Source organism: Fodinicola feengrottensis, from assembly GCF_039530045.1.
Taxonomy (GTDB): domain Bacteria; phylum Actinomycetota; class Actinomycetes; order Mycobacteriales; family HKI-0501; genus Fodinicola; species Fodinicola feengrottensis.
Genome location: NZ_BAAANY010000055.1, coordinates 73,364 through 86,093, shown reverse-complemented (window position 1 = coordinate 86,093; position 12,730 = coordinate 73,364). Strand labels below are relative to the sequence as shown.

Sequence of the window (12,730 nt, the reverse complement as noted above, 5' to 3'; positions counted from 1 at the left end):
ACCGTCCAACCCATACCGAACATCGTACACCTGTTCGAATAGACGAATTTCGTTGGGGTAGCTAACTAAAACAGCCCCACCAGCAACACCGGAAATTCAACGCCCTTCACCAGAATCGGCGGATCCAGGACTCACCCAATAGAGATCCTCGGCTAGCTGATGCGTACGACTGCTGCTGTGGCGTTGTCGTTTCCGCCAGCGGCTTCGGCGGCGGCCAACAGTAAGGCGAGAAGGTCGGTGGGGGAGCCTGGGCCGGCCAGGATTTCGCTGAGTTGGGCGTACGCGAGTTGGTCGCTGATCCCGTCCGTACAAGCCAACAGCACATCGCCGGGTCGCAGTGCGACCGCGAGCAGATCGGGTTCGGGATTCGCTGGATGTCCCATATAACGGTGAAGTTGGTAGCTCGCCCGCTGAGTGTCGGGTGCTCCCGCGTGCAGGAATCCGTGTGTCAGCCCCAACCAGGCAGCGGTGTGGTCGATGGTGAGCAATTCCAGCCAGCCGTCCCGAAGGCGGTAGACGCGGCTGTCGCCCATTTGTACGATCCAGCCGGTCGGTCCGTCCAGCACGATCGCGGCGAGGGTGCAGCCGGTCAGCCCAGCGATGGTGGTGCCGGCTGCTCGTACGGCAGCGGCGGCTTCGTCGACCGCCGCCCGTAAGCTTTGCGGGTCAATGGTCGCGATTGCGCGCAACGCAGGCACCAACACCTCGGCGGTCGTACGGCCGGCGGCCCGGCTGCCCTCGCCGGCGCCCATTCCGTCCGCCACCAGCAGCAGCGGCCGGTCCAGGTCGATGTGCAGCACGTCGTAGTTTTCCGAATATTTATGGCCGACATCGGTGCCGGCCGCGATGTCCAGCCGGCGCTGCCCGGTCAGCGCGCTGCCCTGTTGAGGTCCACTCGGTATTCCCACCCGCCGGACTCTACTGACCTAAGCGACTTTCGCTGGCCGGCGGGCGAAGCCGGGAGCATGTTCGGGGCGCGGTCCGATGCCGATCATCCGGGCCGGCATTCGCCTCAGCAGCGGATAGCGGATGATCATTTTCGCCAGCAAGGGCATTTTCAGCTCACCGGTCGCGGCCAGCACCGGCTCGAACACTGTGGCGTGCAGAACTCGTTGCAGGGTCTGGATAACCATCGCCGGCATGGCTCGTCGGGACTGGATTCTGGCCAACTCCCGGACGCTCACGCCGCCGCCACGCAGCAAGGCCGGCGCGAGCACTCGGGCCGCCGCGACCGCGTCCTGGACGGCCAGGTTGACGCCCGGTCCGCCGGCTGGCGACATCGCGTGCGCGGCGTCGCCAATGCAGAGCACACCTGGGCCGTACCACCGCTGCAACCTGTTCACTTTTACGTCCAGGAACGGGATTTCGTCCCACGATGTCAGCGCTTTCACGCCGTCGGCCACCCATGGCAGCAGTTTTGCGATTTGTTCCTGGAAAAGCGTGATGGGCTCGCTGCGCCGCTGGTCGTTGGTGCCTTTTCTGAACAAATACGCGACCTGCCAGTAGTCGCCGCGGTCCTGCATCACGAACATATGCCCGGGATAGAACCGTCCGACGCCGCCTTCCAGGTCGGTGTCTCCGTTACGCGGTAAGGAAAACCACCAGGCGTCGACCGGCACCGGAGTCTCCCGGACCGGCAGTCGCGCCTCGCGGCGGATCCGGGAATGCCGGCCGTCGCAGCCGACCGTCAGGTCGGCGCGAATTTCCCCGGTTTCGCCGGCCGCCGTCCGATAACGCACGCCGGCCACCTGTTCGCCGTCCCGGATCAGGCTGGTGACCTCGGTTTCCATCGCCAGATGGAAAGTGGGCTCGTCGGCGGCCGCGCGGGAGAGCAGACTGAGGAAATCCCACTGCGGGACCATCCGGACGCATTTGTGCGGCCAGTTGATTTGGCTGAAATCGGCGAACTGCACCACGGTGTCGCCAATGGTGAAGCTCAGCTTGTCGAAATCCCGGTGCGGCATCTGGTCGAACTGCTCGGACAGTCCCAACTCGTCCAGCAGCGTCAGCGTGGACGGATGCACGGTGTCGCCACGGAAGTCCCGCAGGAAGTCCGGGTGTTTCTCCAGCACCACGACTTCCACGCCGGCTCTGGCCAGCAACAGGCCAAGCACCATCCCGGCGGGGCCGCCGCCTGCGATGACGCATCCGGCTTGCTGGGGAGGACCGGACAACGCTGAACACACTCCCTTGTTGTTCCCCGCGACAGCGAGTGATGCGCAGTCATCTCACCGTACTCTCGCCGTACTGGCAACTCCGCTCCGGGCGGTATCTACTATTCTGACCCGAAGGTCAGACCGAGAGAATGTGGGAAGGCGTCTTTTCGGATCAGTTCGCGATGAAACGCGACGACCCGGTAGAATGCTGGCGCGGGGCTGTCCTGAGTCATAGGTCGGGAACAAACTTTGAGTGGGGCCAATAGATGTCGAGTGTCGGCGAACCTTCCGGCCGGGATTACATCCCGCCGCAGATTGACACCAACCGGCCGAGCCACGCCCGGGTGTATGACCTGTTCAACGGCGGCAAGGACAACTTCGAAGTCGACCGCGCGGTTTTCAACCAGATCTCGCAGTTCGCGCCGGCCCTCCCGCTGATCGTCCAGGAGCAGCGCAAGTGGCTGGTCCGGGTGGTGCGGTTCCTCGCCGGCCCGGCTGGCATCGACCAGTTCCTGGACCTGGGTTCGGGGTTGCCCACCGCGCAGAACACCCACGAGATCGCCCAGCAGGTCAATCCCGACGCCACTGTCGTGTACGTCGACAACGACCCCGTCGTCGTCGCGCACGGCCGCGCGGTGCTGGAGGAGAACGAGCACACCCATTTCGTCGACGCTGACTTCATCGACCCGGAGAAGCTGTTCGCCAACCCGACGGTGGCGGCCCACCTGGAGTTGGATCGCCCGATGGGGCTGCTGATGGTGGGCATCCTGCATCTGGTCGACGAGGACGCCAAGCCGCAGGACTTCGTCGCCCAGTATTTGGAGCGGATGGCGCCGGGGTCATATGTGGCCATCGCCCAGATGACCATGCCAGGCAAGGACAGCGAGAACAGAGCGCTCGGCGTGCGGGTTTTTCAGACCCTGAGCGCGGTGATCGAGAAGCTGACCTGGCGCGACCGCGCGGAGATCACCCAGTTCTTCGGTGACTGGCAGGTGCTCGACCCGGGCCTGACCGTGCTGAACGAGTGGTGGCCGGACGGCCCGCAGGTCGCCCCGATGCCGGCCGAGGGCAACCTGGTGCTTGGCGCGGTCGCCCGCAAGAGCTGATTTGCCTTTGCGGTAAAGGAAATCAGGACTCGGCGAGGGCGACCGCCCGGTCCAACGCGGCTTTCGCGGCGGTGGCGTCGGGTCGCCGGCCGAGCCCACACGACGGGCTGATGTCCACCTGTCGGCCGACCCGCGATTCGACCCACTCCAGCGTCCGGCGCTGCTCGTCGAAGGGGATCTCCTCGCGTACGATCCCGGCGGCGATCCGGGTGTCGCCGACCTCGAGCTTGTCGAGCCCGCGGTAGAAACCCTCGCCACGATCGGTGAGCAGCGGCAGGTGCACGAATTCCAGCGGCCGATCGGCCGGCCAGATTTCCTTGGTGGCATTGACGATGCTGGTGAGTTGGCCAGCATTGCGTACGGTGGTCTGCTGTCCCGCCGTACGGGGGCCGGCCGGGGCGTCGTCGGTGAGGCTGCCCAGGCACACGTGAATGCCGAACCGGGCACCGATCGGGGCCTGCTGGGCGATCCGCGCGACGCCCTTGGCCAGCAGCCGGGCCGCGACCGGCCGCACCGGGCCGGGCGCGTTGGCGCTCAGCAACGTCTCGGCCGGCGTTTCCACCTGGAAAATCACCTGGTCACCGGCCAACTCATGGATGCGGTGGATGCCGCGTTCGGTCGCTTCGAGGAACGCCCGGTGGTTCTCCTTGCTGAAGGCACCGCCGGGCCCGAAAGCAATGAAGGACAACACGAAGTCGGTGGGCAGTCCGACCTGGTACGACAGCTCCGGCAGCTGGTATTCCTCGCGCAGCCGCAGGAAAATCGGCCAGTTGTCGATCGCGCTGGTGAGATAGAGCAAGTAGTCGTCGAGCGGTTTCTCGCGCAGGGTGTGGCCGCGCTTCACCTTGTACATCGTGCGTTTGTTCATCGTCGACCAGTCGCCGGCGTTGACCTTGCGCAGCGCCGGGTGGCCATCGAGGCCGTCGACCACCGGCTGGACGTAGTTGCGGCCGGGCTCGCCGTCGGACAGCGATCGCAGCAGCGGACCGGCGGAGTCCAGCGTCAACCGCATCGTCTCTTCGGCGGTGTGCAGGTCCAACGGCATGCTGCCGACGGTGTGGACGGCCCGCGCGGCTGCCATTTTTCTCCCCCAACGCTGGTACGGACGACCGAGCTTAGTCGGCGCTGACGAGCACCGAAACCCGAGCACTGGCAAGCAAATCTGGTCAGAGAGCTAGCTGGAAAACAGAGCGGCCCCGGTGCGGAGGGGGTGCCCATCGAGGCCGCTGGCCATCCATCTTAGCCGCGTACGCGATGATGGGGCGGTGACGGAGTACAGAGCGGGTTTCGTGTGCCTGGTGGGCCGGCCGAACACCGGCAAGTCGACGCTGATCAACGCCCTGGTGGGGCGGAAGGTGGCGATCACCAGCAGCAAGCCGCAGACGACCCGGCACGCCATCCGCGGCATCGTGCACCGGGCCGACGCGCAGATCGTCCTGGTCGACACGCCTGGGCTGCACAAGCCTCGTACGCTGCTCGGCCAGCGCCTCAACGACATCGTCCGGGCCACCTGGTCCGAGGTCGACGCCGTGGTGCTGTGCATCCCGGCCAACGAGCCGATCGGGCCGGGCGACCGGCGGATCGCCGCCGACATCGCCGGGCTGAAGCAGGCGAAGAAGTTCGCCGTCGTCACCAAGACCGACCTGGTGGGCCCCGCCAAGCTGGCTGAGCAGCTGATGGGGGTGGCCAAGCTGGGGGAGCACGCCGGCATCTCCTTCGAGGACATCGTGCCGCTGTCCGCGGTCGCCGACGACCAGGTCGAGCTGCTCTCCGAGCTGCTGATCAAGCAGCTGCCGGAGTCGCCACCGCTCTACCCGGAGGGCGCGGTCACCGACGAGCCGACCGAGACGATGATCGCCGAGCTGATCCGTGAGGCCGCGCTGGAGGGCGTACGCGACGAGCTCCCGCACTCGCTCGCCGTCACCGTTGAGGAGATGGGTCCGCGCAGCGACTCAGAGAACGCTCTGATGGACATCCACGCGGTGGTGTATGTGGAGCGTCAGAGCCAGAAGGCGATCGTGCTGGGCGCCGGTGGTGCGCGGATGAAGGAGGTCGGCAGCACCGCCCGCGCGGCCATCGAGGAGCTGCTCGGCCGCCGCGTCTACCTCGATCTGCACGTCAAGATCGCCAAGGAGTGGCAGCGCGACCCGCGGCAACTGCGCAAACTCGGCTTCTAGCCGACATATCAGGCTGAACCAAAGGGCATACCCACAGGTCAGGAGAACGTACGGAGTGGGTAGGTTGCTCGGCGTACCATGTGGGCAGTTTCCGCTGAGGTGTCATCCGGTGCCAACGACCTACGGGGATTCCAGTCATGAAGCTCTCCGCGCGCAGGGCCGACGGGTCACTGCCGTTCCTGCGCGGGCGGTTGTCGCATTCGGGCGGGTTCGCGTCGGTTGTCGTGGTGGCGGTGCTGCTCGGCTCGATGTTCGCGACGGTCTTCGGCGCCGGCGCGGCGAGCCGGGTGCTGAACATCTCGGACGGCAACGTGTGGCTGTGGTCGTCTCAGAAGGGTGAGGCCGGCCGGGTCAACACGTCTTCCGGCAAGGTCGACCAGCGGGCGCCGCTGACCGACGCGCACGGCCACCGCGTGCAGATCACCCAGACGGACCAGCACGTCCTCATTCGCGACCTGGACACCGGCCAGATCTCCTCGCTCGACCTGAACCAGCTCGGCGCCGCTCGCAAGGCACAGGGCCCGCAGGGACCGAATGTGCGGGTCGTGCTGGCCGGTGACGCGGCCTTCCTGGTCAACGACCTGAGCGGGCAGGTCCAGCAGATCGACCCGGCGACGCTGGCCAAGATCGGCTCGCCGCTGTCGTTCCCGACCCTGAGTGGCGGGGTGGCGGACGAGACCGGCCGGCTCTGGTTCACCGTGTCGAGCCAGGGCACCGTGGTCGCGGTCAGCGCGGCCGGCGCCGGAGCGGGCTCCCAGGCCGCCGAGGCGGCGAACACCACCGCCAAGGGCGCCCAGGTGGCCGCGACCGCGAAGGTTGGCGAACCAGGGCACTCGTACGCGATGACCGCCCTGCGCTCGGGAGCGGCCGTCATCGACACCACCAACGGTCAGATTTCCACCCTCACCGACAGCAAAATCGCCTCGGTCGTCCAGTCCCCGATCCGCGGCCCGGTGCTCATCCCGGACCACGCCGACGGCGTCATCCCGGTCACCCAGCCGGATTCGCGGACGGTGTTCCTGGTCAACGGCACCACCGTCAACCAGGTCAAAGTGCCTGGTACGGGCAAGGATCTCGGGCCCGCGGTGGTCTTTGGCGGGCGGATGTACGTGGCTGACAACACCGCTCACTCCGTGCAGGTGCTCGGCCTGACCGGGACCCCGGCGACGCCGATCGCGATCCCGGACGCGAACGGCCCGATCGAGCTGGAGGTCCGTGAGGACCACCTGGTGATCAACGCGCCCAGCTCGTCCCACGCGGTAGTGGTAGACGGCCAGGGCACCCGGCTCGACGTGGACAAATACCCGCCGGACGTGCCCGGCCCGACCGACCAGGGCGAAGCGCAGGCGCCGCCCACCAACCCCAACCCGAACCCGGTCGGCGGCGGCGCGACCGGCGCCAACCCGTCGCCCGGCTCGCCCGGCGGCGGCACCACCCCGGACAGCGGCAACGGCCCGAGCGCGCCGGCGTTGAAGGCGCCCGGCCAGGTGCCGTCGGTGGACGCGTCCGCCGGGAACAGGTCGGTGCAGCTCAGCTGGCGTACGCCGGCCACCGGCGGCGCGGTCAACTCGTACGTGGTGTCCGCCCCGGGCATGTCGTCCAAGGTGGTGTCGTCCGGCCGGCACTCGACGACCGTCGACGGGCTCACCAATGGCGTGGAATACCGCTTCTCGGTGACCGCCCGGAACCGGGTCGGCAGCGGCCCGGAGGCGCTTGCGAACCCGGTCACCCCGACCGGTGACGTGCCCGGCATCCCGATGGCCGTACAAGCGACCGCGAACCCATCCGACGGCTCGGTGCTGGTGAAGTGGACGCCTCCGCTCGACCAGGGGCCCGGCATCACCAACTACAAGGTCATCGCGAGCAGCGCCAACGGCGACCAGTCTTTCGACGCCAATCTTGCGAAGAGCCTCACCCTGCCCAAGGGGACTCTGACCTACGGCGACGCATATGCGATCACGGTCGTCGCCGAGGGCGCCGCGACCGCCAGCCCGCCGAGCGCGCCTTCGCAGGTCACCCCGTACACGGTGCCTGATCAGCCGGTCGTCTCGGCCGGCGCGGTCACCGCGACTTCGGTGACTTTCACCTGGCCCAAGCCGAACGAGAACGGCAAGCCGCTGTCCGGCTACACCGCGACCGTGAATGGCGTGGCGCAGCAGGTGACCCCCGACCAAACCAGCCTCAACGTCCCGAACCTCGCCCCCGGCGCGTCGGCCAGCATTTCCCTGGTGGCGCGCAACGAAGCCGGTGACAGCCAGCCTGGCGCCGCGACCGGGAAGGCGAGCAACCCGCCGCCGCAAATCTCGCGGGTCAACGAGAGCAGCGGTGGCTACACCCAGGTGGCGATCAGCTTCACGGTCGACTGGGGCGCCGGTGCCCCGGGTGGTACGTGCGCGATCACCCTCAACGGCAAGAAGATCAGCAGCTGCACGGGCGGCTCGGCCACCGTGCCCAAGGCCAGCACGAACTACGACTACAAGGTCGTCGCCACCTCTTCGACCGGCCTGACCGCCAATGCCAGCGGCACGGTGCAGAGCACGGTGTTCACCATCACCAACAGCTGTGACAATGCCGAGCCCGGCGGGGACTGTGGCCTTGGCATCCTGCAGAACGTGCCGCAGTCGGACCCGGACCACGGTCCCCCCAACAAAGGCAAGCTGGGCAAGGGCGCCTCCGCGTCGGCCGAATGCTACGGCATTGGTTACCAGTCACAGACCGGAAACCAGGTCGACGAACACAAGAGCGAGAACGGTGGCAAGGGCCGGCAGAGCACCTACTGGATCTATATCCCCAATGCCGGTGGCGGGTACGTTGTCGGTGCCTATCTGGAACAATCCGACGACCAGCTGAACAACCTGCCCAGATGCTGACCAGCAAGATGACCGTCCACAATGGAGTGATCGGGTGACCGTACCGGCGCAGCAGCCGCCCACGCCGCAGGAAGTCCAGGGTTTCGTCGACACGTTCGGCCGGGTGGTGTCCAATGTGGAGCTGGCCGTCCTGGGCAAGAACCAGGTGGTTCGGCTGGCTTTGACCGCGTTGTTCGCGGAGGGTCACCTGCTGATCGAGGACGTGCCTGGGACTGGCAAGACCTCACTCGCGCGGGCCATCGCGGCGAGCGTGCAGGGCCAGTGGCGGCGGATCCAGTTCACCCCGGACCTGCTGCCGTCGGACGTGTCCGGCGTGACGATTTTCAACCAGGCGACCAGAGCCTTCGAATTCCACAATGGACCGATTTTCGCGAACATCGTGGTCGCCGACGAAATCAACCGGGCGTCCCCGAAAACCCAGTCGGCGCTGCTGGAGGTCATGGAGGAGCGGCTGGTCACGGTGGACGGTACGGGCCACCCGGTGCCCCGGCCGTTCATGGTCGTCGCCACTCAGAACCCGGTCGAGATGGACGGCACGTACCGGCTGCCGGAGGCGCAGCTGGACCGCTTCCTGATGCGGATCTCGGTCGGCTATCCGGACGAGCGGAACGAGGTCGAGGTGCTCCGGGCGGCGGCCGCCGGCCACAGCGTCGACCAGCTGCACGCGGTCACCGACACCAGCACGGTGTCGCGGCTGGTGTCGTTGGCCTCGCGCGTACACATCGCCGACCCGCTTTATCTCTACGCCGTACGGTTGGCGGCCGCGACCCGCAGCATGGACGAGGTGCGGGTCGGTGTCAGCCCGCGAGGAGCGATCTCGCTGACCCGCGCGGCCCGGGTGTGGGCGCTGTCCAACGGCCGGCCGTACGTGATCCCGGAGGACATGAAAGAGCTGGCCGGTCCGGTGCTGGCGCACCGGCTGCTGCTCGCGCCGGACGCGCAGATGCGCGGCAGCACAGCCGACGGAGTGCTGCGGCAGGCGATGGAGACGGTCGCGGTGCCGCAGCCGGTGGGCGCGGGTTCTGACTAGTGCTCGATCGGATCGCCGACCTGGCCAGACGGGGGTTGACCGCACGCGGGATCGGGCTGCCGCTCGCGGCCGTCGCGTTGCTGGTGGCGGGCCTGGTTTTCGGCTACTCGGACCTCGCGGTGCTCGGCACCGCTGGTCTGATCGCAGCCATCGGCTCGGTGGTGTGGGTGGCTTCCCGGCCGCCGCTGCGCGTCCAGCGCCGGGTCGAACCGGCCCGGGTGGCCCGCGGCCAGGAATGCCTCGGAGTGGTACAGATCCGCAACGGCTCGCGGTGGCGCTCGGCCGCCCTGGTCGGTGAAGATCACTGCGCTGGCCGCGATTTCGAGGCGGACCAACCGTTGCAGCCGATCCGGCTGTCGCCGCGCGAGGAGATCACCACGACTTATCAGGTGCCCACCCGGCGGCGCGGAATTGTCGATGTGGGGCCGTTGCGGATCGCCCGCCGCGACCCGCTGGGTCTGGTCCGACTGGCTTGGCCGTACGGCAAAGCCGCCCGGGTTTGGGTGCACCCGCGAGTTTATCCGCTGCTGCACGTGCCGGTCGGCACCAACCGCAGTTTGGACGGCATCGTCGACAAAGTGCAGCACGGCAGCATCACTTTCCACGCGCTGCGGGAATATGTGGCCGGCGATGACCTGCGGCACGTGCATTGGCGTACGTCCGCGCACATTGGTCAGCTGATGGTCCGCGAGCACGTGGACACCAGCCTGCCGCGGATCGCGGTGGTGCTGGACGACCGGCCGGAGGTATACGACGGGGACGGCTTCGAGGACGCCGTCGACGCGGCCGCTTCAGTGGTGACCGCGGTCGTTGGCAGCGGCCTCACCGTCGACCTGCACCTGGCCAGCGGGGCGCTGATCGAGGGCGGGCCGGACATTGGCGTACAACCGCTGCTGGACTTGTTGGCCGAGGTCAGGCCGGTGGAAGGTACGCCGTTCGGGTCGGTTTTGCAGCGGCTCAGGCACCGCCGCCGGGGGGACACCGCGATTTTGTTGACCGGCAGCGGTTCCACTGATGGGTCCGAACTGAACCAGGCGGCCGCCCTGTCCGAGGTCTATCCGACCGTGGTGATCGGGGCTTTCGGCGGCTCTGACGTACGAGCCGCCCGGCTGCCCGGCGTCACGCTGATCGCGGCTGCCGACGCGGCCGCCTTCGCCGATGGCTGGAACGCGGTGCCGGCTTGGTAGGGATCGCGAAAGTGGCCGCGCCGTCGCGAATGGGCCGCATCCTGCCGGCCGTCGCAGCGGCCGTCGCGGCCGGGCTGGGGTCGGCGACGATCGGCCGCATTTACTCGGGCCTGGGCCTGCCATTGTGGGTGGCCATCGCCGCCGCTGGCGCTTTGCTGATCGCGCTCGCCACGACTTTTCTGAAGCTGCGGTTGGTTTTCTCGGCGATCCTCTCGCTCGCCTTTTTCGTCGTACTCACCGTCGTGGTGGTTTTTCTGGTGCCTTCGTTGGACCCTGGGTCGATCGCGACGCTTTATCTCGGCGCGATCCGGAACACCGGCGCGCAGGTTCTGACGGCCACCATTCCGGTGCAGGTCACGCCGGCGACTTTGGTGCTGCCACTGGGAATCTGCTGGCTCGCGGCGGCCGCTGGCGCCGAGATCGCGCTGCGGACCGGCCGTGCTTTGCTGTCGTTGTTGCCGGCTGTTCTGGCCTTGACCGCAGCACTCGTGCTGGTTGGCCCGAACGCGTCGGGCTCGGTGCCGGCGATGCTGGCTTTCGTTTTCGTGGCCGCGGTCGCATTGGTCGCGACCCGGCCGGCCGGCGGGATCCGGCGGGCGGCGGCCCATCAAGTACGCGCCGGTGTCAGCGCCGTGGTCGCGGTGGTCGTCTTCGTCGCAGCGGTGGTGGCGGTTGGCCCGCTGGTCGCGGGGCTGCGCAGCGGCGACCCGGTCGATCCGCGCGCGTACGTGACTCCGCCCCAGCAGCGGCTCGACCAGGTCAACCCGCTGGGCGAGATCGCCGGCTGGGCGCAGCGGCCGAGCGAGGTGCTGATGGAGGTGACCAGCCCGTCGCCGCAGCGGATCCGGTTGGTCGCCCTCGACACGTACGACGGGCTGGCCTGGACGCCGGGTTCGGCGTACCGGTCGGCCGGCAGCGTGCTGCCAGCGGCGGTGGGTACGGACGGGTCCGCGGCCACGCTGCAGCAGCGGATCACCGTTATCGGACTGACCGGCCTCTGGCTGCCGGCGGTCGAACAGCCCCGGCAGGTGACCGGCGTGCAGGTGTCGGTCGACACCACGGGTTCGCTCGTACGGCCGCAGGGTTTGCTGCCAGGGCTCGGATACACGGTCACGTCGACGCTGGCGCAGCCGTCCGCCAGCGAGCTGGCGACCGCGGACACGCCGACCTCCGGCGACCTCGCCCCAGACCTCGCGGTCCCGTCCGGGGTGCCGCCGGTGATCACGGTTTTGGCGCAGCAGAACACCAAACGCGCGGACACTCCGTACCAGCGGGCGCTGCTTTTGGAGCGTTACCTGAAGAACACGTATGCGTTCGACCCGGAGGCCGCCAGCGGGCATGGCCTAGCCACCCTGGCGTTCTTCCTGACCTCCAAACACGGTGGCCGCGGCACGTCCGAGCAGTTCGCCGCGTCTTTCGCCGTGATGGCACGGATTGTCGGCCTGCCCACCCGGGTCGTCGTGGGTTTCCACGCCGGCCATTCGGTCGGCAACAACCGCTGGGTTGTCCGCAGTGGCGACGCCTTCGCCTGGCCCGAGGTGTATTTCAACGGCGTTGGCTGGGTGGCTTTCGACCCGACCCCGACCGCGAAATCGGCTACCCCGCCGCCGGATGCCCAGACGCCGCAGGCGAAAAAGGACCAGCAGGTCAAACTCCAGCAGCTCGCCCAGCTGCAGGGACCGCCGGACAAGAAGGGTCCGGGTCGCGACCCGGACGTGCACCAGCCGCCGGCCCCGTTGCTGCTACGGCTCTGGCCACTGTGGACAGTGCTCGCGGTTTTGCTCGTACTGCTGGCGATTTCGATGGCACTGGCTTTCGCCCGGCGGCGGCGTACCAGGGCGCGCCTCGCGGCGCGCGACCCTGCCGACCGGATTGTCGGGGCGTGGTCCGAAACTTTGGACACCTTGCGGATGGACGGCCGCCGACCGCCGCCGCATCTGAACGCGTCGGAAATCGCCACCTGGGCTGTGCGTACGGCCGATACCTCGGTCCAGTCAGACGAGCTTTTCGGCGGGTTGCCGGCCCTGCAGCCGCTCGCCGAACTGGTGAACAGCGTGAGTTTCTCGTACGGCCCAGCGCGGGAAGCCGACGCGGCGCGGGCGGTCGCTTTCGCGCAGGGCTACGAATCCGCGCTGTTGCGGCCGCGCGGGAAAATGCGCCGGTTGTGGTGGCGGATTAACCCGAGACCACTGCTCTGGCGGTAG

General features: G+C 67.9%; 9 protein-coding genes. 6 read left to right on the top strand and 3 right to left on the bottom strand.

Translation table 11 applies throughout. The features are described from left to right. Nucleotides 1–152 precede the first annotated feature (152 nt). Entirely contained in the window at nt 153–908 is a 756-nt protein-coding gene (locus tag ABD301_RS41705; protein ID WP_344315524.1) for a PP2C family protein-serine/threonine phosphatase, read from the bottom strand. A gap of 18 nt (nt 909–926) precedes the next feature. Further along, nucleotides 927–2,174: an FAD-dependent oxidoreductase gene (locus ABD301_RS41700; RefSeq protein WP_344315523.1), complete on the bottom strand. Its 1,248-nt coding sequence runs from the start codon at nt 2,172–2,174 to the stop codon at nt 927–929. Nucleotides 2,175–2,422: 248 nt separating this feature from the next. Here ABD301_RS41700 and ABD301_RS41695 point away from each other — a divergent pair, with 248 nt between their 5' ends. Then, nucleotides 2,423–3,262 (top strand): SAM-dependent methyltransferase, encoded by an 840-nt coding sequence (locus ABD301_RS41695; RefSeq protein WP_344315522.1) that lies wholly within the window; start codon nt 2,423–2,425, stop codon nt 3,260–3,262. 22 nt (nt 3,263–3,284) lie between these two features. On the opposite strand, the gene ABD301_RS41690 is transcribed toward ABD301_RS41695, so the two are convergent. Next, nucleotides 3,285–4,343, bottom strand: coding sequence for a hypothetical protein (locus ABD301_RS41690; protein ID WP_163573561.1), 1,059 nt, complete (start codon nt 4,341–4,343; stop codon nt 3,285–3,287). Nucleotides 4,344–4,527: 184 nt separating this feature from the next. Here ABD301_RS41690 and era point away from each other — a divergent pair, with 184 nt between their 5' ends. The 5 genes from era to ABD301_RS41665 all read left to right on the top strand — a co-directional run bounded on the left by era (nt 4,528) and on the right by ABD301_RS41665 (nt 12,730). Continuing rightward, the gene (gene era / locus ABD301_RS41685; protein ID WP_344315521.1) at nt 4,528–5,439 is read left to right on the top strand and encodes a GTPase Era; all 912 of its coding nucleotides are present in this window, start codon (nt 4,528–4,530) and stop codon (nt 5,437–5,439) included. A 137-nt stretch (nt 5,440–5,576) separates the two neighbouring features. After that, nucleotides 5,577–8,309: a fibronectin type III domain-containing protein gene (locus ABD301_RS41680; RefSeq protein WP_344315520.1), complete on the top strand. Its 2,733-nt coding sequence runs from the start codon at nt 5,577–5,579 to the stop codon at nt 8,307–8,309. Nucleotides 8,310–8,343: 34 nt separating this feature from the next. Then, nucleotides 8,344–9,339: an AAA family ATPase gene (locus tag ABD301_RS41675; protein WP_344315519.1), complete on the top strand. Its 996-nt coding sequence runs from the start codon at nt 8,344–8,346 to the stop codon at nt 9,337–9,339. After that, the gene (locus tag ABD301_RS41670; RefSeq protein WP_344315518.1) at nt 9,339–10,526 is read left to right on the top strand and encodes a DUF58 domain-containing protein; all 1,188 of its coding nucleotides are present in this window, start codon (nt 9,339–9,341) and stop codon (nt 10,524–10,526) included. The genes ABD301_RS41675 and ABD301_RS41670 overlap by 1 nt, the downstream gene beginning before the upstream one ends. Nucleotides 10,527–10,537: 11 nt before the next feature. After that, on the top strand, nt 10,538–12,730 hold the full coding sequence (locus ABD301_RS41665) for a transglutaminase TgpA family protein (RefSeq protein WP_163573559.1): 2,193 nt from the start codon (nt 10,538–10,540) through the stop codon (nt 12,728–12,730).

Excerpts from the sequence above, each read along its gene's own strand:
- ABD301_RS41695 (WP_344315522.1), top strand. The coding sequence starts at position 2,423 with ATGTCGAGTGTCGGCGAACCTTCCGGCCGGGATTACATCCCGCCGCAG.
- ABD301_RS41690 (WP_163573561.1), bottom strand. The coding sequence starts at position 4,343 with ATGGCAGCCGCGCGGGCCGTCCACACCGTCGGCAGCATGCCGTTGGAC.
- ABD301_RS41680 (WP_344315520.1), top strand. The coding sequence starts at position 5,577 with ATGAAGCTCTCCGCGCGCAGGGCCGACGGGTCACTGCCGTTCCTGCGC.